This is a genomic window from Effusibacillus sp. SKA8 (genome assembly GCF_058273125.1).
In genome coordinates this window covers 123,900-147,604 of the sequence record NZ_JBZCSF010000002.1, presented here as the reverse complement: position 1 = coordinate 147,604, position 23,705 = coordinate 123,900, and the positions used below count along the sequence as shown (strand labels likewise).

The 23,705-nt window shown below is 55.4% G+C and carries 23 protein-coding genes and 2 pseudogenes; 16 read left to right on the top strand and 9 right to left on the bottom strand.

Annotated features, from left to right (window positions below):
• Positions 1–13: 13 nt before the first annotated feature.
• Entirely contained in the window at positions 14–484 is a 471-nt protein-coding gene (locus AC4ED1_RS03035) for a hypothetical protein (RefSeq protein ID WP_490935928.1), read from the top strand.
• A gap of 56 nt (positions 485–540) precedes the next feature.
• Here the strand turns inward: AC4ED1_RS03035 and AC4ED1_RS03030 are convergent, their stop codons facing one another.
• Complete coding sequence (locus AC4ED1_RS03030) at positions 541–1,248, bottom strand: peptidylprolyl isomerase (protein WP_490935927.1); 708 nt, start codon at positions 1,246–1,248, stop codon at positions 541–543.
• 110 nt (positions 1,249–1,358) lie between these two features.
• On the opposite strand from AC4ED1_RS03030, the gene AC4ED1_RS03025 reads away from it, so the two are divergent.
• The 3 genes from AC4ED1_RS03025 to ytvI all read left to right on the top strand — a co-directional run bounded on the left by AC4ED1_RS03025 (position 1,359) and on the right by ytvI (position 4,078).
• Positions 1,359–1,862 (top strand): low molecular weight protein-tyrosine-phosphatase, encoded by a 504-nt coding sequence (locus tag AC4ED1_RS03025; protein ID WP_490935926.1) that lies wholly within the window; start codon positions 1,359–1,361, stop codon positions 1,860–1,862.
• A gap of 120 nt (positions 1,863–1,982) precedes the next feature.
• A complete protein-coding gene (locus AC4ED1_RS03020; RefSeq protein WP_490935925.1) occupies positions 1,983–2,810 on the top strand; it encodes an inositol monophosphatase family protein in 828 nt (275 codons plus the stop codon).
• Positions 2,811–2,974: 164 nt separating this feature from the next.
• A complete protein-coding gene (ytvI, locus tag AC4ED1_RS03015; RefSeq protein WP_490935924.1) occupies positions 2,975–4,078 on the top strand; it encodes a sporulation integral membrane protein YtvI in 1,104 nt (367 codons plus the stop codon).
• A 34-nt stretch (positions 4,079–4,112) separates the two neighbouring features.
• Here the strand turns inward: ytvI and cls are convergent, their stop codons facing one another.
• The gene (gene cls, locus AC4ED1_RS03010) at positions 4,113–5,555 is read right to left on the bottom strand and encodes a cardiolipin synthase (RefSeq protein ID WP_490935923.1); all 1,443 of its coding nucleotides are present in this window, start codon (positions 5,553–5,555) and stop codon (positions 4,113–4,115) included.
• Positions 5,556–5,747: 192 nt separating this feature from the next.
• On the opposite strand from cls, the gene trxA reads away from it, so the two are divergent.
• From trxA to AC4ED1_RS02980, 6 genes are all read left to right on the top strand, one after another.
• Positions 5,748–6,053, top strand: coding sequence for a thioredoxin (gene trxA, locus AC4ED1_RS03005; protein WP_490935922.1), 306 nt, complete (start codon positions 5,748–5,750; stop codon positions 6,051–6,053).
• Between the two features lie 86 nt (positions 6,054–6,139).
• Positions 6,140–7,084 carry a 4-hydroxy-3-methylbut-2-enyl diphosphate reductase gene (locus tag AC4ED1_RS03000; RefSeq protein WP_490935921.1) on the top strand — a complete coding sequence of 315 codons (945 nt, stop codon included), beginning with the start codon at positions 6,140–6,142 and terminating at the stop codon, positions 7,082–7,084.
• A gap of 105 nt (positions 7,085–7,189) precedes the next feature.
• The gene (locus tag AC4ED1_RS02995; RefSeq protein ID WP_490935920.1) at positions 7,190–8,056 is read left to right on the top strand and encodes an S-layer homology domain-containing protein; all 867 of its coding nucleotides are present in this window, start codon (positions 7,190–7,192) and stop codon (positions 8,054–8,056) included.
• Positions 8,057–8,187: 131 nt separating this feature from the next.
• Positions 8,188–8,895 carry a FadR/GntR family transcriptional regulator gene (locus AC4ED1_RS02990; protein WP_490935919.1) on the top strand — a complete coding sequence of 236 codons (708 nt, stop codon included), beginning with the start codon at positions 8,188–8,190 and terminating at the stop codon, positions 8,893–8,895.
• A 143-nt stretch (positions 8,896–9,038) separates the two neighbouring features.
• Positions 9,039–10,508: an FAD-binding oxidoreductase gene (locus tag AC4ED1_RS02985; RefSeq protein WP_490935918.1), complete on the top strand. Its 1,470-nt coding sequence runs from the start codon at positions 9,039–9,041 to the stop codon at positions 10,506–10,508.
• Between the two features lie 88 nt (positions 10,509–10,596).
• Positions 10,597–11,865 carry a (Fe-S)-binding protein gene (locus AC4ED1_RS02980; RefSeq protein WP_490936088.1) on the top strand — a complete coding sequence of 423 codons (1,269 nt, stop codon included), beginning with the start codon at positions 10,597–10,599 and terminating at the stop codon, positions 11,863–11,865.
• Between the two features lie 46 nt (positions 11,866–11,911).
• On the opposite strand, the gene AC4ED1_RS02975 is transcribed toward AC4ED1_RS02980, so the two are convergent.
• The 4 genes from AC4ED1_RS02975 to AC4ED1_RS02960 all read right to left on the bottom strand — a co-directional run bounded on the left by AC4ED1_RS02975 (position 11,912) and on the right by AC4ED1_RS02960 (position 15,785).
• Positions 11,912–13,186 carry an MDR family MFS transporter gene (locus tag AC4ED1_RS02975; protein ID WP_490935917.1) on the bottom strand — a complete coding sequence of 425 codons (1,275 nt, stop codon included), beginning with the start codon at positions 13,184–13,186 and terminating at the stop codon, positions 11,912–11,914.
• A gap of 80 nt (positions 13,187–13,266) precedes the next feature.
• The gene (gene hepT, locus AC4ED1_RS02970) at positions 13,267–13,674 is read right to left on the bottom strand and encodes a type VII toxin-antitoxin system HepT family RNase toxin (protein ID WP_490935916.1); all 408 of its coding nucleotides are present in this window, start codon (positions 13,672–13,674) and stop codon (positions 13,267–13,269) included.
• Positions 13,671–14,078, bottom strand: coding sequence for a type VII toxin-antitoxin system MntA family adenylyltransferase antitoxin (mntA, locus tag AC4ED1_RS02965; RefSeq protein WP_490935915.1), 408 nt, complete (start codon positions 14,076–14,078; stop codon positions 13,671–13,673). Before mntA ends, hepT begins: the two co-directional genes overlap by 4 nt.
• A 168-nt stretch (positions 14,079–14,246) precedes the next feature.
• Positions 14,247–15,785 carry a multicopper oxidase family protein gene (locus AC4ED1_RS02960; RefSeq protein WP_490935914.1) on the bottom strand — a complete coding sequence of 513 codons (1,539 nt, stop codon included), beginning with the start codon at positions 15,783–15,785 and terminating at the stop codon, positions 14,247–14,249.
• Between the two features lie 152 nt (positions 15,786–15,937).
• Here AC4ED1_RS02960 and AC4ED1_RS02955 point away from each other — a divergent pair, with 152 nt between their 5' ends.
• The 6 genes from AC4ED1_RS02955 (at position 15,938) to AC4ED1_RS02930 (ending at position 21,952) form a co-directional block, all read left to right on the top strand.
• The gene (locus tag AC4ED1_RS02955) at positions 15,938–16,660 is read left to right on the top strand and encodes a cytochrome c biogenesis CcdA family protein (protein WP_490935913.1); all 723 of its coding nucleotides are present in this window, start codon (positions 15,938–15,940) and stop codon (positions 16,658–16,660) included.
• Between the two features lie 32 nt (positions 16,661–16,692).
• Positions 16,693–17,259: a TlpA family protein disulfide reductase gene (locus AC4ED1_RS02950; RefSeq protein ID WP_490935912.1), complete on the top strand. Its 567-nt coding sequence runs from the start codon at positions 16,693–16,695 to the stop codon at positions 17,257–17,259.
• 9 nt (positions 17,260–17,268) lie between these two features.
• The gene (locus tag AC4ED1_RS02945; RefSeq protein ID WP_490935911.1) at positions 17,269–17,979 is read left to right on the top strand and encodes a hypothetical protein; all 711 of its coding nucleotides are present in this window, start codon (positions 17,269–17,271) and stop codon (positions 17,977–17,979) included.
• Positions 17,976–18,659, top strand: coding sequence for a response regulator (locus AC4ED1_RS02940; RefSeq protein ID WP_490935910.1), 684 nt, complete (start codon positions 17,976–17,978; stop codon positions 18,657–18,659). The genes AC4ED1_RS02945 and AC4ED1_RS02940 overlap by 4 nt, the downstream gene beginning before the upstream one ends.
• A 5-nt stretch (positions 18,660–18,664) precedes the next feature.
• On the top strand, positions 18,665–20,050 hold the full coding sequence (locus AC4ED1_RS02935; protein WP_490935909.1) for a sensor histidine kinase: 1,386 nt from the start codon (positions 18,665–18,667) through the stop codon (positions 20,048–20,050).
• Positions 20,051–20,167: 117 nt separating this feature from the next.
• Positions 20,168–21,952: an adenine deaminase C-terminal domain-containing protein gene (locus AC4ED1_RS02930; protein WP_490935908.1), complete on the top strand. Its 1,785-nt coding sequence runs from the start codon at positions 20,168–20,170 to the stop codon at positions 21,950–21,952.
• On the opposite strand, the pseudogene AC4ED1_RS02925 reads toward AC4ED1_RS02930, so the two are convergent.
• From AC4ED1_RS02925 to AC4ED1_RS02915, 3 genes and pseudogenes are all read right to left on the bottom strand, one after another.
• A pseudogene (locus tag AC4ED1_RS02925) lies at positions 21,933–22,978 on the bottom strand (YeiH family protein). The gene AC4ED1_RS02930 and the pseudogene AC4ED1_RS02925 sit on opposite strands and share 20 nt — an antisense overlap.
• Positions 22,979–23,157: 179 nt before the next feature.
• Positions 23,158–23,409 (bottom strand): annotated as a pseudogene (locus AC4ED1_RS02920) (enolase C-terminal domain-like protein); the annotation flags it as partial.
• A 32-nt stretch (positions 23,410–23,441) separates the two neighbouring features.
• Complete coding sequence (locus tag AC4ED1_RS02915) at positions 23,442–23,699, bottom strand: DNA alkylation repair protein (protein ID WP_490935907.1); 258 nt, start codon at positions 23,697–23,699, stop codon at positions 23,442–23,444.
• Positions 23,700–23,705 lie beyond the last annotated feature (6 nt).

The window sequence follows — 23,705 nt, the reverse complement described above, 5'->3', positions numbered from 1 at the left end:
GTGAGGTGGTTGCATGCAAGGGGCTTGGGGGAACGGATGGGCGCTTTTCCTTTTGGCGCTGGTGATCGCGATCGCGCTGGCTGCATGCGCCCCGGCTCAGACGAAGGAAAAGGCGGCGCAGACGGAACAGAAAGAGTATTTGGTCACGGTGGAAGGAACGGTGACAAAAGTGCTGGATGACGACACGGATGCACGGGGTGGCAAACATCAGCGGCTGTTTATGCGCGTAACGAAAGTCCTGGACAATCCGGAAAACGCCGATATCGACATGAAGCAGGACGTTTTGGTGGTCATGCGGTATGGCGACAGGGACGGCTTTCCGCAGAGGATCAACGCGTTCGACCACGCGGCAGGCGAGCGGATCGAGGTGCGGGGCAACTATATACCGAAAGACAAAAACGCGGGAAACGACAAACGCGCAATCATCCATTTCACGCACAAGCCGGTCGGTTACGTTCGGTTTGAAAATAAAACGCATCGCTAAAAAACAAAATCGAAGCGGCATTCCCGTATGAGGAATGCCGCCGATTTGCCGCATCATCACTTTTCTTCAATGGTGACCGACCTGATGATCACTTCTTCTTTCGGAACGCTCATCTCGCTGCGCATTGCCGGGTTGGGGCCGACCGGGACGGAGGAGATGGCCTGCACGACATCCATTCCGTCGATCACTTTTCCGAATACGGTGTAGTTGGGGGTCTGTTCCAACTGCCGGACCCCCTCTCCGTTTCCGATGAAAAACTGGCTGCCGTTCGTGTTGGGGCCGTGATTGGCCATGGCGACGACTCCCGGCTCATAGGGGTGTTTGGGCGGCAGTTCGTCCTCAAATTCATAGCCCGGACCGCCGGTTCCGTTGCCGAGCGGGTCGCCCGTCTGGATCATAAAATCTTTTACGATGCGATGGAAGCGAATTCCGTCAAAGAATTTGTCCCGTGCGAGAAAAACAAAACTGTTCACCGTTTTTGGAGCATCTTTGGCGTAAAGCTGGATTTTGATGTCGCCTTTGCTGGTGTGAAGCGTGGCCGTGTAGGATTTGGCGGGATCGATCGCCATTTTCGGCGCTTCTTTGTATTTGTTGTTTTTTGCCGCGGTGGGAGCCTGCTGCTGTTGCGGAGCTTGTCCCTGCTGGGGCTGCCCCTGTTTGCCTTGATCGGAGGCCGGCTTTTCGTTTGCGCCGCTGCCGCACCCGCTGATCAGGCTGGTTGCGAATAAAGTGCCGAGTGTGAGAATTGCCCATTTTTTGCGCATAAAACTACCTCCCCGTACAACAATACCACAAATCGGCGGCGGGCAAAACTTTTTACACCGTTTTGCGGGGGTATCATTTTCAACAGGATTTACAGGCAGGTGAAAGTGTGATGGCGCATCAGCCGATCCGCGTGTTGTTTGTTTGCTTGGGCAACATTTGCCGCTCTCCGCTGGGAGAAGGGATTTTTAAGGAATTGATCCGCGAAAAGGGACTGGCCGACCGGTTTGAAGTCGATTCGGCGGGAACGGCCGGCTATCATGTCGGAGAGCCGCCGCACCCGGGGTCGCGGCGGGCGGCCAGGCGGAGGGGATTTTCCATTGATGACCAGCGCGGGCGTCAGCTTACAAAGACCGATTTGCAAACGTTCGATTACATTATCGCGATGGACGCGTCGAACCGACGCAACATCGAGAGGTTGGGAGAGGGAAAGGCGAAAGTGTTTCTGATGCGGGACTTCGACCCGCAAAAAAACGGCGCGGAGAAACTTGACGTGCCGGACCCGTGGGGGTTGGAAGACGACGCGTTCGAGGAGACCTGTACGATCATCGAGCGGTCGTGCAGGGAATTTCTCGACTATCTCAGCAAGCAGCATCAACTGCAAGCGGATAGATGACAGAAAACGGAGAAACGGCTTGCCGGCGGACAACGGAAACGCCGGGAGCCGTTTTTGTTGATAAAAAACGCGAACTTCGATACATTAGAAGAAACAGGAAACGGTTCGGGAGGAAACGGGATGTACGACAGGTTCGCCGGTGTGGCGGAGGCGGCTGCCCGGGAAGCGGGGCAGTTGATCCGGGAACGCATCGGTCAAGCGAGAGAGATTGGGGAGAAGACGTCAAACGTCGACTTGGTGACGGAAGTGGACAAACAATCGGAAGCGGTGATTCGCACCGAACTCTTGGCCGCTTTTCCGGAGCACAAAATTCTTGGCGAAGAAGGTGTGGCACCGGGATCGCAAGCATCCGCGGAAGCATTGTCGAAGGCGCTTTCCGCCGAATACTTGTGGATTGTCGACCCGATTGACGGTACAACCAATTTTGTGCACGGGTTTCCCGCCTGCACGGTGTCCATCGCCCTGGCGCACCGGGGTGAAGTGATTGTCGGCGTGATCTACGATCCGCTGCGGGACGAGATGTTCTCGGCCAGCCGGAACCAAGGCGCTTACCTGAACGGCAACCGCATTGCGGTCTCGCAGGAGGACAGTCTCCAGACCAGCCTTCTTGCCACCGGGTTTCCCGGCGACAAGGAATGGGCGCGGGAAATCAATCTTCGCGGCATCGCCGCGTTAAGCCCCATCTGCCGGAATATCCGCGCGGCGGGGTCGGCCGCCTTGCACCTGGCTTATGTGGCGTGCGGGAGACTGAGCGGCTTTTGGGAGATCGACCTGAATGCCTGGGATCTGGCGGCCGGAAGCCTGCTGGTGCAGGAAGCGGGCGGCGCCGTGACGGATACGGAAGGCGAAACGTATTCGTTGGATGTACGGCATATCGCGGCCACCAACGGGCATATTCACGATGAATTGGTTCGGGTGCTCAAACAGGCAGACGCAACCGGACATTAAGTTCGCAATATTGGGTGGCTCCGGTATTCTACCGGAGTTTTTCGCTTCGTATAGTATAGTACAAGTAGAGTTTGTTTCGTTCCGTTTGGGCAACAATAGAATGATAGGCGAATCCGTGCATTTTCGGATATACGACTTCGGATATTCGGCACCTGGAGGCTGTCATGCTGGATTTTATCCTGAAATACCGCAAAGAATTATTGAACATCGTGTTGTTTGCCGCCGCCGTTTGCTTGATCTATCTGATCTTAAAATGGCTGCTGCCCTTTGTCGTGCCTTTGCTGATCGGGATCGTCATCGCTTTGTTGATCGAGCCGCTGGTGCGGTTTTTAAGCGGCAGAGGGAGGCTGCCCCGTTGGGCTGCCGCGATGGTTGCGCTGCTGCTCGTGTTCGGGGGTGGCCTCGGCTTGCTCGTTGTTCTGAGCGCCAAGCTGGTGATCGAGCTGGCAGATCTGGCCCGCAACATTCCGGCGTGGTCGCAGGCGGTCGTCAACCGTTTTTACGGGGATGTTACGCGTCTGATCGAACTCTATAACACCAATTTGAGCGATGAACTGAAAACCAACATTAACAAAAATTTGATGACACTCGGAGAATCTGTCGGCAAGTTGGGCGTATCCCTTGTGCAGGCCGCTTTGCACGGGATCAGTTCGGTTCCGAATATGGTCGTGATTTTGCTGTTGTCCCTGTTTATCAGCTACTTTGTCAGCAAAGACTTTCTCCTTTTCAAACGGAAGATTGGCGCTTGGGTGCCGGTTGACATCCGGGAAAAAGGGCAAGTGGTCTACACGGATTTGTCGGCGGCCATCGGCGGCTACGTTCGGGGGCAAACGATTCTGATCACGATTACGGCGCTGCAGGTCCTTTTGGGGCTGCTCATTCTGCGGGTGCCGTACGCGTTTTCTTTGGCACTGCTGGCCGCTTTTCTCGATATCCTGCCGCTGTTGGGCACTGGCACCCTGTTTGTGCCGTGGGCTTTCTACTCCCTGATCACCGGAGATATCCGTTTGGGCGTGGGATTGTTGATCGTATACGGCTTGATCGTCGTCGTCCGGCAAGTGCTGGAACCGCGCGTCTTGGCCGGTACGATCGGAATCGATCCGCTGGCGATGATCGTGGTCATGTACGCCGGCTATACGGCGGCGGGATTTATCGGTTTGGTGCTGGCTCCTTTTATCCTAATCGCGCTTCAATCCTTGATTAAGGTGCGCGCTTTTGATTTTATCGTCGGAACCGGGAACAGGAAGCGGCCGCCGGCCGGGAGATGATCCGGCACCGTGGGCAAAGCCGTGACCGTTTGTCTTATAACAACGGCGAGAACAGGCGTGCTCCCGATTCCAGCAGTTTGCTGCCAACTCCGCGCCGCTGCAGGTACGTGTCCAGCGTGATCTCCTCGCAGTCGGCGATATCCCTGTAAAATACCGTTTCCAGATCGTTTGCCACTTTTTTGTCGTAAATCAGCGCGTTGACTTCGAAATTGTACTGGAAGCTCCGCATGTCGAGGTTGGCGGTGCCGACGGAAGCCACTTCCCCGTCTGCCAGGATCATCTTGGCATGAATAAAACCTTTGTTGTAGGCGTAAATTCGGACTCCGGCCCGCAACAGTTCTTCGTAGTAAGAGCGGGTGGCGTAGTAGACGATGTAATATTCCGGTTTTGATGGAAGCATGATGCGAACGTCCAGGCCGCTTAACGCTGCGGTTTTGAGTCCCATCAGAATGCTTTCGTCGGGAATCAGGTAGGGAGAAACCAGGTAAATTTTTTGCCGCGCCGACGCGATCAGTGAAAAATGGGCTTGCCAGATCGCCTCCCAGTCGCTGTCGGGTCCGCTGGCGGCAATCTGGACGAGCTGATTCCCGCAGGATTTTTGCACGGGAAAATATTCCGGTTCGTGAATGTACCGGTTATAAGCCACATACCAGTCTTTCAGGAAGATAAACTGCAGATAATACACCGCGTCGCCTTCAATCTGCAGCATGGTGTCCCGCCAGTAACCGAGCGGGCCTTTCCCCAAATATTCGTCCCCGATGTTTAATCCGCCCGTAAATCCGACCGCTCCGTCAATGACGAGTATCTTGCGGTGATTGCGGAAATTGATGCGGCTTGTAAACCAGGGAAAGTAGACCGGGAGAAAGGCGGTGATCTCAACCCCGGCTTGGCGCAGTTCGGCGATATAAGCTTTTTTGAGCTTGCGGCTTCCCATGCCGTCGTAAATGACCCGTACCTGTACGCCTTCCTGCGCTTTTTGGATCAATACTTGTTGGATGCGCCGCCCGATTTCGTCGTCCCGGACGATGTAAAATTCGAGGTGGATATGATGTTTCGCTTGCGACAGGGCAGCAAGAATCGAATCGAACGCTTCCTTGCCGTCATGAAACGCCGTGATCCGGTTGTTTTCCGAGACGGGCGCCTGCGAATTGGCCAGCAGCAGGCGCATCCATTTTTTCCTGTTGGCGGAGCCGGCGGCAAGCTGGTCCGTCCGGCGAACGTGTCGGGATGCGTAAACCCGCAGGGCGTTAGAAAATTCCTGCGGCAGCGATTTGGCTTGAAGCCGCTTGTGCTTGCGGTATTTTTGGCCGAAAAAAAGGTACAGCACAAACCCGAGGATCGGGAATGCGGCCAAAACCAACAGCCACGCCAGCGTTTTGGCGGGATTGCGCTTTTCCATCACCAGCAAAACCGCAAGCATCGGAACCCACAATACGTAGAGAATCGTCCAGAGGTATTCTTGAAAGAGATTTTCCATATGCTATTCTTGCACCTTTTCCCGGTAACATGCACCACAGACGCCGTGCGCCGATTTTGTTGGCATTATTTTATCACGGATGCCCCGATCAAGAGTCGAAAAGATGTCCTGATTTTGTAAACTTCGTTACAGAATTCCGACAGGTTGCAGGTGTATACTAAATACTAAGAATCATAGGATGAGGTGATTGCAATGGCAAATGTGCGCAATTTGACAAACACGACGTTTGACGAAACCATTCGCAGCGGCAAGGTGCTCGTCGATTTCTGGGCCACTTGGTGTGGTCCGTGTCGCATGCAGGCACCGGTCATCGACAAATTGGCGACGGAGATGCCAAACGTGACTTTTGCAAAAGTAAACGTCGATGAAGAACCGGAGTTGGCACAGCGTTATGGCGTCATGAGCATACCGACGCTGATCGTGTTCAACAACGGCGCGGTCGAGAAAACTTTGGTCGGCTTCCACGGCGAAGCGCAATTGAAGGCAGCGCTGTCGTAAAAGGCGTCAACCGTTGACTTCCGCAGGCATTCATCCATGCCAAATGGCTTGGTGAATGCCGAGTTTGTATTCAGGGGGGTCTTGATGTGGAAGTGTTGAAAATTACGCCCCGCGGATACTGTCATGGGGTGGTTGACGCGATGGTGCTTGCCCAGCAGGCGGTAAAGGACCTTAACCTGCCCCGTCCGATCCATATTCTCGGCATGATTGTTCACAACCGGCATGTCGTCGAGGCGTTTGAGCGGGAGGGCATCATCACCCTTGACGGAGACGACCGTCTGGCATTGCTTGAAAAGATCGACAAAGGCACCGTGGTATTTACGGCTCACGGCGTGTCGCCGGAAGTCCGCCGCCGTGCCGCCGAGAAAGGGTTGACGATTGTCGATGCCACCTGCCCCGATGTGACAAAAACGCATGATCTGATCCGTGAGAAAACAGCCGAGGGATATGAGGTGCTGTATATCGGCAAACAAGGTCATCCCGAGCCGGAAGGGGCAATCGGAGTGGCGCCGGATCGCGTGCATCTGATCGGGAAAATCGAGGATCTACAAAACATCCGTCTGAAGAGCGACAAAATTTTGGTGACCAATCAAACGACGATGAGCCAGTGGGATGTCAAGGACCTGATGAACAGGATTCTGGAAATCTATCCCCACGCGGAGATTCACAACGAAATCTGCCTCGCGACGCAGGTGCGGCAGGAAGCGGTTGCGGAGCAGGCCAAGCGGGCGGATGTGGTGATTGTGGTGGGTGACCCCCGCAGCAACAACTCGAACCGTCTGGCGCAGGTGGCCCAGGAATTGGCCGGTGTGCCGGCATATCGCGTGGAAGACGTGACTGAAATCGACCCGCAATGGCTGATCGGCAAAAAGGTGGTCGGTGTTACCTCGGGTGCGTCTACGCCAACGCCCATCACCAAGGAAGTGATCGACTGGCTGGAACGGTTTGATCCCGAGAACCCCGCCACCTGGGAGAAAAAGCGCACCGCCAATATGGACAAATTGCTGCCGGCCTATCGGGTCCAGCAATAAAATGTAACGATTCCTCCTTTTAACCGGTCTAATTTTCTGCACAACGGACCCCTCATAGGGAATCCGAACACGGCAGCATACGGGATTCAAACGGGGGGAAGAACGGTGAAGGTAAAAACGATCGCTGGGTTGACGGCGGGCTGCGCCGCGTTCGGCGCTTTGTGGAGCGTGCAAGCGGAGCCCATTTTTTCCGATATTGAATCGCATTGGGCTGCACCTTCGATTCTCAAGTTGTACGAAGCGGGGATTGTAAAGGGAGTCGGGAACGGCAGATTTGCGCCGGATGAGCTTGCCACACGCCAACAGACGGCGGCGATGATCGTCAAGGCGGCGGCAACCGCAGCACAGGATACGCCGGTTGTCACATTTCCGGATGTGCCGGTTCAACGAAAGGAAGCGGCACTGTGGATCGCACGCGTGGTACCCGCGATGAACACCGGAATTGCCGGCGGCCTGAAAGCCCCTTTTTCCGATCTGGCAGGGCTGACGGATGAGGAACAAGCGGCAATTTCTCTCGTCTATCATTTGGGCATTATGGTGGGCGACGGCACGCGGTTTCGTCCCGACGACCTGCTGACCAGAGGCGAGGCGGCGGCTGCCGCCGAGCGCTTGCTGAACCGGATTCGAAACGGCGCGGAAGGGCAAAAGGTGGAATTCAAAAAAGTCGATCTTGCCACAGCCGACCCGGCGGTCCGGGAGTGGGTTTCCGAAAAACAGGGAAGTGCGGGCATTCATTCCACCACCGTCGGGGATAAAACCTATATTCTTGTCTCCCGCGGGGAAAAACCGAACTCCGGTTATGGAATCTCCATCAACGGGATCGTCGAGCAGCCGGACCGGATTTTGGCACACGCGGAACTTCGCGATCCGCAGCCGGGAGTGGTGTATCTCACCGTCATCACAACGCCGGTTGACCTTGTGGAGATGCGGCGGACAGACAAGCCGATCGAACTACAAAACGCGATCAATTAAAATACAGCAAGACTCATGGCGGCGTGCCTGTTTCGGGCAGGCCGCTGTTTTTGGGGGTTCGATTTTGTCATGATATAGTGTTATAGTTGAGATAGGGGGAGAACCCGCTATCCGAGTAATGGGGTGGAGACATGCAAAAACTCAAAACACAGAAAGTGTACGAGCAGGTAGCCAACCACATTCAGCGCCAAATCGAGCAGGGGATTTACAAGCCGGGGGACAGGCTTCCCACTTTGGTGGAGATGGCCGAGATGCTGAATGTGGGCAGGGCCACTGTCCGGGAAGCGTTTTCCGCCTTGCAGGCCAAAGGGTTGATCGATATCCGCCACGGGGAAGGCACCTATGTCAGGAGCATCGATCTTGAAAATCTGCAGGAACCGATGAATATCGCTTTGCTGAAAAGCGACGATCTGGTCGAATTGCTGGAAGTCCGCAAAATCCTCGAAGTTGGCGCGGCGGAAATGGCGGCTCGCAACCGCACGGAGAAGGATTTGGAGGAGCTCCGCGCCGCTCTTGACGTGATGGGGGCCTACCAGGAGTCCGAACCGGAAAGTGTGGAAGCCGATTTCCGGTTCCATATGGCGATTGCGAAAGCGGCCGGCAACTCGATGCTGCATTCCTTGATCCAGACGATCGCCCCCACGATGCAAAGCATGATGAGCCGCATGCGGGCGGTTGCCGGCACGTCGCGGGATTTGCTTTACCAACATATTCTGGTTTACCGGGCGGTGGAAGCGAAGGACCAGGAAAAAGCACGCAAAGCGATGTACGATCATATTCAAAGCACCATGCGAGGGCTGGAGGCCAGCCGGCGTAGGAAAAAAGATCCGGAGTCATGAGCTCCCGGATTTTTTTAAAAATTAGTCTTCAGGTCATCAGATGACTGTGGTATACTGGTAGGGAATTGTACGCCCAATGGGCAAAAGCGTTCCATAACATTGAAGTGGACGGATATGAAAGCGATTACGGAGGAGGGCCCTGTATGCTCAAGCCGCATATAGCAAAGGAATTGCGTGCGATTGTCGGAGACAATTGGGTGATGGACACCCCGGAAGACTGTTTGGCTTATTCGTATGACGCGACCCCTCTGTACCAGAGTCTCCCGGACGGAGTGGTGGTTCCGGGATCGACTGAAGAAGTGGCCGCGATCGTGAAGGTGTGTGCACGGGAAAACATCAAAATCGTATCCCGCGGCTCCGGTTCGAACTTGTCTGCCGGTACGGTCCCTGTGGAAGGGGGGATTGTGATGGTGTTGACGCGGATGAACCGGATTTTGGAAATCGACCGGGACAATCTGACGGTCACCTTTGAACCCGGTGTGATTACGGCGAATCTGCACCGCGAAGTGGAAAAATGCGGGTTGTTCTATCCGCCCGACCCCGGCAGCATGAACATCTCAACGCTTGGCGGCAACATTGCGGAATGCGCAGGCGGTTTGCGCGGCCTGAAATACGGTGTGACCAAAGATTATATTATGGGCTTGCAGGCGGTTCTCCCGAATGGCGAGATCCTGCGCACGGGGGGCAAATCGGCCAAGGACGTGGCTGGCTACGATCTGACGAGGCTTTTGGTCGGTTCGGAAGGGACGCTTGCCGTCATTACCGAGGCGACTGCGAAACTGATTCCGCTGCCGGAGACAAAGCGGACGATGCTTGCGATGTTCCGGGATCTGACGGGATCGGCCCGTGCGGTATCACGGATCATCGCGGAGCGGATCATCCCTGCGACACTGGAATTTTTGGACAATCCGACGCTTCGGGTCGTGGAGGATTTTGCCCGTATCGGATTGCCGACCGACATGGGAGCGATCCTGATGATCGAGCAGGACGGTCCGGAAGCGGTGGTGGAACGGGATATCGGGAAAATCGCCGAAATCTGCTGCAAAGAAGGCGCAGTTGAAGTGAAAGTGGCCGATTCGCCCGAAGCGGGAGCCAAGCTGATGGAAGCGCGGCGTTTCGCCCTGTCGGCCCTGGCGCGTGTCCGTCCGACGACGATTCTCGAAGACGCAACCGTGCCGCGTGCCCGTTTGGCGGAAATGGTGGAAAGAATCAACGCGATTGCGAAGAAATACGATGTGCAGATCTGTACGTTCGGGCATGCGGGCGACGGCAACCTGCACCCGACCTGCATGACGGACGAACGGGACAAGGAAGAGCTTCACCGTGTCGAGCGGGCGTTTGAAGAGATTTTCCATGCCGCGATCAAGCTGGGGGGCACGATCACCGGCGAGCATGGAGTCGGCATGGCGAAGATGGATTATTTGTCCCTGAAGGTCGGGGAGACGGGCATTGAAGTGATGAAGGCGATCAAACAAGCGATCGATCCGCAAAACATCATGAACCCGGGCAAACTGTTCGCCAAAGATACGAGGCGCCGGGTCGTGATCAACGGCGGAGGGAACATGAACCATCGCGGAAACGGATGTGAATGCAATGAACACACAGCAAGCTAACCTGTCCGTCAACCCGGGGAGAGCCGCTTTGGAATCGGCAATTCCCGCCGCTACGCAAAACGATTCCCAAAACGGCATTCTGCGGCTGATGGAAACGATGCACTACGACGAGATTTTGAACTGCATGCGCTGCGGTTTTTGTCTGTCCGCTTGTCCGACGTACCGGGAAACCGGAAAAGAAACCGCTTCCCCGCGGGGGCGGATCGCCATGATGAAGGCGGTTGCCGCCGGCCAGCTTGAGATCTCGGAAAAATTTGATTCGGACATGTACCTGTGCCTGGGGTGCAGGGCTTGCGAAACCGCATGTCCGGCGGGAGTGCCATACGGAACCCTGATCGAAGGGGCGCGGGAAGCGGTGGAGACCCATCGCAAACGCCCGCTGTTCACACGTTTCCTTCGCCATGTCACGATGAAGCGGTTGTTCCCGCATCCCAACCGAATGCGGAAGCTCGGCAGCCTGCTCTACTTTTATCAAAAATCGGGTCTGCGCGCTTTGGCACGCAAATCCGGCATTATGAACCTCTTTCCGAAGAGCGTGGCGGAGATGGAAAAGGCCGTCCCGGAAGTGGCGGCTCCGTCCGCCCGCAAAGAGCGCAAGCGCTTTTTGCCGGCGAAAGGTGAGAAACGCATGACTGTCGGCTTGTTCACCGGCTGCGTGATGGACGTGATGTTTTTTGGCACCAACGAGGCGACTGCCAAGCTGTTATCCGCTTTCGGTTGCGATGTCGTGTATATCGAGGGGCAAACCTGCTGCGGCGCCCTCCATGCGCACGCGGGTGACAAGCAGTCTGCGAAAGAGCTGGCCAAGCAAAACATCGAAGCGTTTGAACGTTCCGGCGTGGAAGTTTTGGTCAACAATGCGGGCGGTTGCGGGGCCGCGTTGAAGGAATATCACCACTGGTTTCAGGGAGACGCCAGGTGGGAGGAACGCGCCAAGAACTTTGCGGCGGCGCAGCGGGATGTTAATGAATTGCTCGCCAGCTTACCGACACCGAACATGCGCCCGCTGCCCTATCGGGTCACCTATCAGGATTCCTGTCATCTGGCGCATGGGCAGAAAATCCGTTTTCAACCGCGCGAACTGCTGAAAATCATCCCCGGCGTAGAGTATGTGGAACTGCCGGAAGCGGACCGTTGCTGCGGGTCGGCCGGGATTTACAACATTACGAATTTTGACATGTCGATGCGGATCTTGGACGGCAAGATGAAACATGTGGAAGGGACAAAGGCGAATGTTGTCGTTACGTCCAATCCCGGCTGTCTGTTGCAAATGAGAGCGGGCATCCGACGCGCCGGGCTGGAGGATTCCGTGCGGGCGGTCCATATCGCGGATCTTTTGTACGAAGCGGTGGAGTGAGTGCGGCGTCCGCAGCGGCAAAGCGGCAACCGAAAATCTTGGGCGTCTATTTGATTTTGCCCTTTGTTCCGCGCCATGGTACCGTTGGGGAAAGTGTTTTTTCCGCCCGCTCCGCAAGGGTTCCCGCCAGGGGCGAAGCCAGGGCGGACCATCTTCGCAGGCTGAACAGCACGATCCCCAACAATCCGCCAGCGATCGCAAACACCAGCCACGGGAGGTCGGGCGTGTCCCAATTTTTCGCGAGGCTGAGCAATTGTCCGCCTCCTACGTTTCCAAGCGACTCCCCCATCCCCCAGACAAAGGATGCGATACCAAAATAGCTCCCGACCAGCCGCGGTTTGGCAAGCTGCGAGACGATCGTGTCGACGGTCGGCATTACCAGCATTTCCCCGAGTGTAAAGACGGTCACGCTGATCAACAAGTGGAAAAAGCGGCTGGACCACATCACGCTGCCAAGGCCAATCCCCATCAGGACCGTGCCGGACGCAAGTATCGCGAGCGGATGCCAAAAGGCGGAAGTGTAGCGGGTAACCGGGGCTTGCAGGAAAATGACCATCACGCTTGTAATCGACCATAAAAGCCCGACGTTTTTTGGATTGGGCAGGATATCGGCGGCGTGCAGCGGGATTGAAAACGTGAATTGAGTATAAAGCGCCCAAATAAAGACAGTGACAAGACTAAAAACCAGAAACGGCCGGTCTCTCAAAATGTCGGGCGCGAACCCGTTGGCCGCTCTTCCGGCGGCCGGGTGCGTGCAGTCCGGCGGCAGCAAAAACCGATGTGCGACCGCCAGGCCCGTGTAGATGAAAAATGCGGCAACAAACAGATTCAGGGAAGAGCCGGTCACAAGGAAGGCGCCGAGCAAAGGGCCGGCGGTGACGCCGATATTGGCGGCAATCCCGCGAAACGAAAAGGCGGTCGATTTGTTCCGCTCGGTGGCGAATGTTGCGATGCCCGCTTTTGCGGGAGGAGTGTAAATCCCCCCTCCGGTGCCGGTTACCAGCGAGGCGACAAACAAGCAGGGAAGAGTCGTTGCAAATCCGTATCCGAGGAGTCCCGCTCCGCGCAGCAACAGACCCAGCACCAGGGTGCGGCGCTGGCCGAGCCGGTCTGTCAGCCATCCCCCCAACAGGCTCCCGGCCAGATACGAGATGGAGCCGACCCCGAGAACCATTCCCGCCTGCCCTGCCGTCAGCCCTTTTTCCGTGCTGAGAATGATCGTCAACAGCGGCAAGACCAGATAATATCCCAAGTGCGTGAACAAGATGCCGCCGAGTAACACCCATAACGGACGGCCAAAGGAAAAGGATGCTGCTTTCACGAGATTCACCCCGCGAAATAGCATCCCCTTTTTTCCGGTTCTTTACAAGTTTTCTTGCGTATGAGATTCCCGACGGCACGCTATTGCAGCTTCAAAACAAGATCGGCAAACTCTTGAAAGTCCGCCAGATTCTTTTCGATGATGGCTCTGACGATGGCAAGATTCAGCGATTGGTAATCGTGAACGGCGATATTCCGAAAACCCACCATCGCTTTCAGTTTTGCATTCGTCTCTTTGTCGATCAAGTTGTTTTGATGCAAAAGTTCAAACGCATCCCGGCTGTTTTGCGGAATCCCCAGTTTCTTCTCGGAAATGACATGCATTGCCAAATCGATGCAAGCCTCGCAGGCACGCTGGATATTCAAAACAATTGCGTCCTGTTTTGTGTAATTTTCCAGGTTTTCGGGGTTATTGTCGTATTCTTCTTCGATCCGCTTTATACATCGTCGGATCGTTTGGATTTTGTTGTACACTACATCGTTTGTCAAAATAGGGTCCCCCTCTCTTTAATTTTGTCAAATATGTATTTCCGTTCTTCATTTAACTTGGCGTATTCTTTCAGGGAATTCATCTGAAACACCATTCTCCGGTAAGGATCGCTATCGTAAACAATCTTTCCCGTTCCCACCACTTGCGCTTTAAAGACTGTGCTCGCATGTTGCAAATTGACGAGATCGACCTCTCTGCCCAATTGATCGGCCAATTCTTGAGCGAGCAAAAAAGTTTCATAATCATCCAACGGCCGGTCTGCCAAAAAAGCGATGTCGATATCGCTGTCACGATTCATCGTGCCTTTGGCGGCGGAACCGAAGAGGATGATCAGATAGGGCGAGATTTTATCGATCAGAAAGTTTTTGATCAGTTCAATTTCCGATTGGCGGATTTCATTCACAACGCATGCAACCCCGTATCAGTTTCTTTAAGTGGAGTATACCACATTTTGTCAACGATTTTGTCAGAGCGGGCGGAATTCGTTCTTGATGAAAGGGGCACCTGCCGGTACCAATTGTTGGTTCCGACAGGTGCCCTGCGGAGATTTGGAAAGGTTTGTTATGGCCGACTATTCCGGTTTGTCGTTCGGATCCGGCGTAAAGTTCGGTTTGAATCCTTCGTATTTTACAACGGTCACCATGCCGCCGGCAGCGTGATGCAGGTCGTGGCAGTGGAAGACCCAGTTCCCGTCGTTGTTCGCTTCGAACACCACTTCGTATTCCTCGTTCGGTTTGACGTTAAGAGTGTCTTTGGTCAGCGGCGGAATCGGCTGGCCGTTTTTCGAGATCACCTGGAAGAAGTGGCCGTGCAGGTGCATTGGGTGGTCTGCCGTTCCTTTGTTCACCAGTTTCACTTTTACGATGTCGCCTTTTTTCACTTGGATCGGATCGGTGTTCGGGAAGGTCTTGCCATTGATGGTGAATTTCTCTTCCATGCCGCCAAGTGGCTCGTTGTTCAGGTTCATCGTGTATTCAAGGGTCGGTTTCTTGTCGCCAATCGGCTTGCTCGCTTTCGCGTAAGCCGCGATGTTGAGCTCGGGCAAATTTTGCTTGCGGTCGTTCGGATTGTTCATGGCAGCTCCGCCCTGTACTCGAACCGGAATCCGGATGTCTGCGGAAGCCGCGGAATCGTTGTGGTCGTCGATCACGAACCCGGAACTGCCCGCGACAAATTCGATGTCATAGCGTTCGCCCGGCGCAATGACCAGCAGTTGGTCTGTCACTTCGCCCCCATTGTCGATCGGCTGCCCGTCCGTATGGGTGACCTTGAACGGTTGCCCCGGCAGATGCAGTTTGTGCGACTGGTAGCCGACGTTCACAAAACGCAGTTTGACGCGCTCTCCGGCTTTCACTTCCAAGGGCTTGATTTGATCTCCCGCTTTGCCGTTCACAGTGAAGATGTCGTACATTTGTTTCATCATCGCGTCGTGGGACATGCCGGTTTGGTTCATTTGCTGCTGCATGGCGTCATGGTTCATACTGCCGTGGTTCATGCCCGCCATGCCGCTGCCGCTCATGTTGCCGCCCACTCCGAGCAGCATGGTCGACCATTCGTCAAGCACCAGCGTAAAATCTTGGTCATATTTGACAGACGGATTTTTCGGCTCGATAATCAGGGTTCCGTATAACCCCTTGTCGATTTGGTCCGCGCTGTTTTGGTGGGAATGGTACATATAGGTGCCGGGCACGGTGGCGTCGAATTCATAGGTGAACGACTCCCCTGTTTTCAAGGCGTTCATCGTGACGCCGGGCACTCCGTCCATCGCGTTCGGAACGGGTATGCCGTGCCAGTGGATGGCGGTTGATTCGGGCAGTTCGTTTTTGAATTTGATGCGAACCCGGTCCCCTTCGGTCACCCGGATTTGGGTGCCGGGGACGCTTCCGTTGTAGGTGTAGGCTTCAAATTTGACGCCGTTTTTCAATTCGTGTTTGGCTGTTTTTGCCGTAATTTCGAATTCTTTGATCGTCCTGCCGTTTTCCTGAATTTGTTTGCCGAATACGGACTTCGTTTCTTTGTCGGAAAAGAGGCCGGGTGTCGCGTAGACGGCTCCGATGATCGCGAGAACCGCAACGGTGCCGCCGGCAATCCATTTATATCGTTTGTTCATTGCGGATTCATCCCCCTTTGAGCAGGTGTTAACCACAATGTACAATCGAAATGTGAAGATCTTGTGTAATGTATTCTTCTTCACAGAAACTTCAACTTTGTATCGTATATAATGAATGAAGGGGCTTATCCGAAAAAGAGGGGGATTGGGTTTTGTTCGATACGGCGAATCCGAATTTTTGGGTGGCGTTTGCGGCAGGGATTTTGTCGTTTTTGTCTCCTTGCTGCCTGCCGTTATACCCTTCCTACATTTCTTACATAACCGGGATTTCCTATGACAAAATGCAAGGGGAACGGGACAAACTGCAGATTCGCCGGGCCGCGCTCATGCATTCCGTTTTCTTTGTGCTCGGTTTTTCCGTCATATTTGTCGCTTTGGGCGCCAGCGCGGGATTGATTGGCAGATTCTTTGTGCAATATAAAGATGTGATCCGCCAGATCGGCGGGATCGTCATTATTGTAATGGGGTTGTTTCTGGCGGGTGTAATCAAGTGGGAATACTTGATGAAAGAGCGAAAATGGCATTTGCGGAACAAGCCGGCCGGATATCTCGGTTCGATGCTCGTCGGCGTCAGTTTTTCCGCCGGATGGACGCCCTGTATCGGGCCGATTTTAACCGCCGTACTGGCGATTGCGGCGACGGATCCGGCAAACGGGGCATGGCTGATGGTCGCTTATTCCCTCGGATTTGCCATTCCGTTTCTCGTCTTGGCGTACAGCCTCGGTTCGGTTCGCTGGCTGATCCGATATGCCGGGACAATTGCCCGGATTGGCGGCATCGTGATGGTCATCATGGGGATTTTGCTGTATACGAATGCGATGACGGTGATCACCGTCTATCTGATCCGATTGTTTGGCGGGTTTACGGGCTTCTGATACACCTAAAACCATTTTGACGGAGGTTGGCGATGAAAAAGTGGCAAACGGCTTTGGGAATACTTGTGGTGGCGGGGTTGGCGCTGGCTGCCGTAGTTGGCAATTTGGGGACGCGCGGCAAGGAATCCGATCAGGGAGCCACGGCTCCCGCCGGGGAAAAACCTGCCCTTCCGCAGCCAGGGTATCCCGCGCCCGATTTCAAACTCCAGGATATGGAAGGGAAAACGGTTCGCCTTAGCGATTTCAAGGGCAAGCCGGTATTGATCAATTTCTGGGCGTCCTGGTGTCCTCCGTGCAATGCGGAAATGCCGGATTTGGTCAAGAAATCGCAAGCTTATAAAGATCAGATCGTATTCCTTGGCGTCAATTTGACTCAAACGGAAAGTGAAGCGGAAGGACCAAAGAAATTCATCGAAAAATATAATGTCCAATTTCCGACGCTCCTGGATGAAAAAGGGGAAGCGGCGAACCTTTACCAGGCGCTCGGCATTCCGACCACCGTAACCGTCGCTCCGAACGGTGTCATCGTCGACCGGTTTACCGGCGCCATGACGGAAGACACCATGGAACGTTTCATTCAGAATCTGTTGAAAAAGTAGGTGGAACCGATGCTCGACCCGATCCTTCGGCTTGGGCCGGTCATGATTCCTTCCGATTGGCTCGCCTTGCTGGCGGGCTTTTTCGTGGCAACCTGGGTGATGCGGCGGGATCTGGACCGGATTGGGATGAACGGGACGCAAGTGGTTGATATTGGATGGGGGGCGGCTTTGATCGGAGTTCTCGTTTACCGGCTGGGAGGCGCGGCGGCCAATCCGGGCGAACTGTTGCGGGATTCCATCCAAACCCTGATGGCTGTACCGGGTCCGTATATGAAAGGGATTGGATTTGGCGCGGGATGGGCGTATGCGGTGTGGAAACTTTTCCGCGCGGGAATCGATACGCGGGCGGCATGGGTTCGGACAGTGAACGCGGCGGCGCCGGGCATTCTGCTGGGTGTCGGTTTGTATCAGCTGGCGGTTCCCGAAATCGGACGGGCCACAGTGCTGCCTTGGGGGATTGAACTCGGACAGCGGTCGTACCATCCGGCCCACCTGTACCAAGGGGTGGGTTTCCTGTTACTGGGGGCCGTTTTGCGCCGGAAGCGGGTGGCGTTGGAATCCCGTGCCGGATGGGCTTTGTTGGGGAGCGGTGTGGTTATGATGATGACATCGTTTGTCCGCTTTCCGGAAACGGCCTGGCTGGGGTTGACTGCGGTACAGTGGGCAGCGCTTGTCGCATCGGGGACGGGCCTGCTTATTTTGGGGAGGACACAGCCGTGACGTATACCATTCTGATTGTGGAAGACGAGGCGAAAATCGCCGGAGTGGTCCGCGACTATCTGCAGAAGGAAGGATATCGGGTCGAACTGACGGACCGTGGCGAAGTGGCGGTGGAACGGGTGAAGCGGGGAGATGTCGATCTGGTGCTGCTCGATTTGATGCTGCCCGGCCTGTCGGGCGAAGACACATGCAAAAAGATTCGAGCCGTCTCCTCCGTCCCGGTTATCATGGTAACCGCCAAGACCGCCGAATCGGACCGGATAGAGGGATTGTCGATCGGGGCGGACGACTATATCGCAAAACCGTTCAGCCCGCGGGAACTTGTGGCGCGGGTGAAAGCGGTTCTGCGGCGCACGTCGGAGCATGAACCGCTGGCGGACCGCATTTTTCTGCCGGGGGATGTTGTCCTTGACGATGTTGCCAAGCGGATTTTAAAAAATGGGGAAGCGGTTCCCGTCACCCCTACCGAATATAAGATACTCGCCTTGTTGGCCAGGCACCCGCTCCGGACCTTCTCCCGCCCGGAATTGATCGAAAAAATTCTCGGGTACGACTACGAGGGGGATGAACGGGTGATCGACACGCATATTAAAAACCTTCGCAAAAAAATTGAAGACGACCCGAAACACCCGCAAATCGTGATCTCGGTCTACGGACACGGGTACCGCCTGGGAGGGTGATGGGGTTGCGGTCGTTGCAGAAAAAGCTGGCGCTGATTTTAACAGGCCTTGCGGTCTTGGCGGTTTTGCTGGCGACCTGGATTCTCACCGCGTTTGACCGTTATCATTTTCGGGAGTATATCGACCAAAACAAGCGTTTGCGAAACGAACGGATCGCCTATGTTCTAGCCCGCTCCTACGAACGGGAAGGAGGCTGGACGAAAACGACCGGAACGGAAGTGGGGGAATACTGCGCGAGGGAAGGCATGAGCATCCGTTTGCTTGACGCGAACAAGCAAACGGTCTGGCAAAGTTCCGCTGTCAGCCCCCGGTTTCCCGGGGATTTACACGGCGTCCGCCATCCCGAACCTGTTCCCAAACAACCGATTTCGACCGATTGGATTGAAATCGTCAGCAACGGGGCAACGGTCGGCTACGCGGAAATATCGTATGTCGATCCTGAATCTTATACGGCGTTGGACTATCATTACTGGCAGGCGATGACCCAGGGCGGATTCAGCGCGATCATACCGGTGATCCTGTTGTCGCTGGCTGTCAGTTGGTGGCTGTCCCGCCTGATCACGCGGCCTTTAACCGACATGATCGCTCTGGCCCGCGAGATGCGGGAGGGCCGTCTCGATGTTCGCGTACAGCCGGAGCGGGGTAACGACGAACTGGCGCAGTTGGCCCGGTCCCTGAACCATCTGGCGGAGGAACTGCAAAAACAGGACAAACTCCGGAAGAATCTGACGGCCGATGTGGCGCATGAACTCCGCACTCCGCTTGCGACTCTGAAAAGCCATCTGGAAGCTTTGATCGACGGCGTGTGGGAACCAACGCCGGAAAAGTTTCAGGATTGTCACGAAGAGGTGGAACGGCTGATTGGCTTGGTCGCGGGTTTGGAATCGCTTTCCCGGGCGGAGAGCGGCAGTTTGCAGCTGAACCGGCGGCGGGAGGAGATCACCGAAACCACCCGTTCTGTTCTGCAATTGATGGAAGCCACGTTTTCGCAAAAAGGCGTCGCGCTCCGGCTGCAAGCGGAGGGTTCCTTCTGCGCCATGATCGACCGGGACAAATGGAAACAGATCTTGCTGAACCTGTTGGAAAACGCACTCAAATACACGGATACGGGCGGCGAGGTCACTGTCCGGATCGGACGGGAAGGGCGAGATCAGATCCTCATCACCGTTGCGGACACCGGACGCGGGATTCCGCCCGAACATTTGCCTTATATTTTTGAGCGGTTTTACCGGGTCGACCCGTCGCGTGCCCGCTCGACGGGCGGGGCGGGAATCGGCCTTGCCATCGTGAAAAAATTGGTCGAAGCGCACGGCGGAACGATTGAAGCGGAAAGCGAACCGGGGAAAGGAACCTCGTTTTTCATCCGGCTGCCCGGGGAGCGGAAGAACTGATTCCGGTCATTTCAACCGGTCGGGCAGCACTCGGTCAATGTTTCCGGCCTTTTTTGCCGCCGGACAATTCGCCAGCCGCCGGGTTTCCTGGTAATCTATTGTAAAGGGGGATTACGGATGCAAAGAAGAGTACGGCCGTTTGACCGGGATACATATTTTTCGTTATTGGGAGTCGCAAAGGGAAAAGTAAAAGCGGATCTGTATCTGCAGGGAGCGACGGTCATCAATGTGTACACGGGAGAATTGCAGAAAGCGAATGTGGCGGTCAAAGGCCGGCATATCGCCTATATCGGGGCATCCGACCGGATGGTGGGGCCGGAGACAGAAATTGCGGATTTGACAGGATACTACCTCTGCCCGGGATATATCGAACCGCATTGTCACCCGTTCCAAATCTACAACCCGGACTCGCTCGCGCGGTTTGTGCTGCCGCACGGGACCACCACGCTGGTCAACGACAATATGGGCCTGTACTTGCTGACGGAAGAGGAGATTTTTATCCGGATGATCGAAGAAATGGGAAGATGGCCCATCAAAATGCTTTGGAGCGCAAGATTGGACCCGCAGACGCATTCCGAGGAATTCAAGCGTTTTTTCGAGCCGAACCGGATGCAGCGTCTGCTGTCCCACCCGCTGGTCGTACAGGCGGGGGAATTGACCGCCTGGCCCCAACTGTTGAACGGTGACGTGGAAATGGCGGAAAACATATGGGAAACCCAGCGCGTCGGAAAACGGTTGGAAGGACATCTGCCGGGGGCTTCCCTTGAAACGCTTTCCATGCTGGCCGCAGGCGGAGTGACGGCCGATCATGAGGCAACGACGGCGGAGGAGGCGCTGCGGCGCTTGCGAATCGGTTTGTGGACAACGCTTCGTTACAGTTCGCTGCGCCCCGATTTGCCGGAGATTGTAAAGGGGCTTGCCGATTACAAGGGCGATATGAAGCGGATGATGATGACAACGGACGGGTCGACCCCTGCTTTTTTGGAAGACGGATATACGGATCACATGCTGCAAATTGCCATGGAAGCGGGCATGAACCCCGTTACCGCTTATCAACTGGTGACCATCAATCCGGCAACTTATTACGGGCTGGACGGGGAGATCGGGGGGATCGGGCCCGGGAGACTGGCTGACATTCTGGTCCTTGAGGACTTGGATCGTCCCACTCCCGTCAGGGTTTTGGCGGAAGGGCGGTGGATGGCGTGCGGCGGCCGGCTGCTCGAAGCGTGGCCGCGGCTGGATTGGGAAGGATATGGACTTCGCAGGATTGGAGAAACATGGCGCATGTCGGCAACCGATTTTTCAGATACAGAAGATTTGCCTGTCATTCGCCTGGAAAATCCGGCGATTACGCGTTTGCAGGCCGGAAGCGGGATCGGTGTCGGAAACGGCATCAAAAGTGGCGCCGGAAGTGAGATTGCCGCTTCGGAACCGGAGGGGGCCGGACTGCTGCATGCCGCTTTGCTGGGGCGGGACGGAAGCTGGATTGTCGAGGCGAAATTGACGGGGATGGCGGACCGCCTAGAGGGTCTGGCCAGTTCTTACACCGCTTCGCGAGGAATCTTTGTGACTGGGCAGAATCGGGCCGCGATGGCGCAGGCTGTGAACCGCGTCTTGCAAATCGGTGGCGGGATCGTCATGATCGAAGACGGAAATGTGCTTTTCGAGCTGGCACTGCCGATCGCGGGTAGCATGACGGCGGTGGAAATGGAGGAAATAATCCGCCAGGTCAAGGTCTTCGAAAAACTCTTGCAGGAGCGCGGACATACGCATTACGACCCGATTTATACGCTGCTGTTTGTGTCGTCCACACATCTTCCAGAGGTCCGCCTGACGCCGGATGGCGTCCTGCATGTCAAGGACGGGAAGATTCTAAAAGAGCCTAAAAGCCGAAGGTCTTGACCAGAACGAATCCTAGCAGGGAGAGCAAAACGGAGCCGATAAACCCGCCGGCAAGCGTCCTTGCCCCCAGATGCCGGAAAACGGCAATGTCCACGTTCAGCCCGATGCCGGCCATTGCCATAGCCATCAAAAGACCTGCGACATTTACAAGCGGCGGGATGACAGTCGCCGGCGTAATCCCCAGGGTGTGAATCGCACCCATCGCCAAAAAACCGAAGATGAACCAGGGAACGGGGAGGCGGTTCGATATTTGGACCGCTCCTTCTTTTTTTGGTTCCGGTTTTTGTTCTGAACGGTTCATCAGGAACCCGATGATGAGTGCCGCCGGAATGAGCAGGATCACGCGAATCAGTTTCACGATGACAGCCATGTCGGTAGCGGTGGAACCGGCCGGAGCTGCGGCGGCAATTACGTGTGCCACTTCATGCAGGGTTGCCCCGGCAAACACTCCGAACGCCGTGTCGTTCAGCCCGAATGCCGGGAACAAAAGCGTATACGCAACGGTAAAAATCGTCCCCAAGATGGCAATGGCGGCAACCCCGACCGCCGTTTCCTCGTCTTTGCTTTTCACCTGGGGGCGATGGCCGCCACGGCTGCGGCCCCGCAAATGGCTGTGCCTGCCGCTGTCAGCATGGCCAGTCTTTTTTCGACATGAAACCATCTGGCGATCCAATATACGACGACAAGTGCGAAGGCGAGATTGGCGGCGGCGATGGCCAATATCTTTGGCCCGCCATGAAAAATATCCGCCAGATTGAACCGAACCCCGAGCAGAACGATCCCGAGACGCAGCAGAGTTTTGCCGGAAAACGAGATTCCAGCTGCTGCGGTACCGGGAATCCCCAGCACGGAACGCCAGGCGATCCCAAGCAAAATTGCGGTCAGCATCGGACCGAGCATTGTAAACGGCGGCAGAGTGGCGATCATATTGGCTGCGAGCGCCAAAATCAGGGTTAAGTACACACCCTGCCACCATCCGGTCGATCCCGTTTTTTTCTTTTTTGCCGAATTCCCTGCATGTTCCATTCGACACGTCCCCTTTCCATTCTTGACCGAAAGTTGCGGTTGCGTGTCTTAAGGGTACAACAGGAACTGCGGGAAAGAGAAATTGCAATCTGTTATTCTGATGATTCAAGGAGCTTATTTAAATATTTTCAAATCGGTTTACTTTGAAAAGTGTACCCGGAAAAGGAAGATAACGGCAGTCAGACATAAGTATTTCCATCCCATCGGTATGCCTTCAGGATCTCCCGGTCCGGCTCGATGCCGTTGCCGTCCATTTTGCTCCAGGGCGGCAGGCAGGCCTGGGCAAACAGCGTATACAAGCGGCTCAACCCGCCGTCGAAAGAGTGCGGCGACACCCTGATTCCGAAATGCCGCCCGAACTGCAGCGTGTCCCGGTAACCGTCGATCCCGGTGTGGTGCATCACGTCCAGGTTTAGGATATCAATACCGCCGGGCGGTTCATCGGCAGCGGTTCCTCAAACCACTATTGCGGAATTTTCGGCTGGCTTTGCGCCATGGTCACAAACGTCTGCTCGTCTTCAATCAGGCCGCAGACTCCACACTGCACACGGCGCGGGGTTCCTTGATACGGCAGATGGAACGGTTCCAAATGCTCCCTGTCGTACTGTTGCAGCAGGGCTCCGGTGTCGGGATCCAATTTGACATAGACCGGAATTTGCTCCAGTATCGCAAAACGGGTCCTGTTGCTTCTGCATGACGGACACAGATAAGGGGTGTTCATTTTGCA

What these genes read in the sequence shown, in the direction of transcription:
- AC4ED1_RS03030 (WP_490935927.1), bottom strand. Translation starts at nt 1,248, where the DNA reads ATGCGCAAAAAATGGGCAATTCTCACACTCGGCACTTTATTCGCAACC.
- AC4ED1_RS02960 (WP_490935914.1), bottom strand. Translation starts at nt 15,785, where the DNA reads ATGAACAAACGATATAAATGGATTGCCGGCGGCACCGTTGCGGTTCTC.
- AC4ED1_RS02915 (WP_490935907.1), bottom strand. Translation starts at nt 23,699, where the DNA reads ATGAACACCCCTTATCTGTGTCCGTCATGCAGAAGCAACAGGACCCGT.
- AC4ED1_RS02990 (WP_490935919.1), top strand. Translation starts at nt 8,188, where the DNA reads ATGCAAAAACTCAAAACACAGAAAGTGTACGAGCAGGTAGCCAACCAC.
- AC4ED1_RS02930 (WP_490935908.1), top strand. Translation starts at nt 20,168, where the DNA reads ATGCAAAGAAGAGTACGGCCGTTTGACCGGGATACATATTTTTCGTTA.
- AC4ED1_RS02985 (WP_490935918.1), top strand. Translation starts at nt 9,039, where the DNA reads ATGCTCAAGCCGCATATAGCAAAGGAATTGCGTGCGATTGTCGGAGAC.
- AC4ED1_RS03025 (WP_490935926.1), top strand. Translation starts at nt 1,359, where the DNA reads ATGGCGCATCAGCCGATCCGCGTGTTGTTTGTTTGCTTGGGCAACATT.
- AC4ED1_RS02980 (WP_490936088.1), top strand. Translation starts at nt 10,597, where the DNA reads ATGGAAACGATGCACTACGACGAGATTTTGAACTGCATGCGCTGCGGT.
- ytvI (WP_490935924.1), top strand. Translation starts at nt 2,975, where the DNA reads ATGCTGGATTTTATCCTGAAATACCGCAAAGAATTATTGAACATCGTG.
- AC4ED1_RS03020 (WP_490935925.1), top strand. Translation starts at nt 1,983, where the DNA reads ATGTACGACAGGTTCGCCGGTGTGGCGGAGGCGGCTGCCCGGGAAGCG.
- AC4ED1_RS02950 (WP_490935912.1), top strand. Translation starts at nt 16,693, where the DNA reads ATGAAAAAGTGGCAAACGGCTTTGGGAATACTTGTGGTGGCGGGGTTG.
- trxA (WP_490935922.1), top strand. Translation starts at nt 5,748, where the DNA reads ATGGCAAATGTGCGCAATTTGACAAACACGACGTTTGACGAAACCATT.
- AC4ED1_RS02945 (WP_490935911.1), top strand. Translation starts at nt 17,269, where the DNA reads ATGCTCGACCCGATCCTTCGGCTTGGGCCGGTCATGATTCCTTCCGAT.
- AC4ED1_RS03035 (WP_490935928.1), top strand. Translation starts at nt 14, where the DNA reads ATGCAAGGGGCTTGGGGGAACGGATGGGCGCTTTTCCTTTTGGCGCTG.
- cls (WP_490935923.1), bottom strand. Translation starts at nt 5,555, where the DNA reads ATGGAAAATCTCTTTCAAGAATACCTCTGGACGATTCTCTACGTATTG.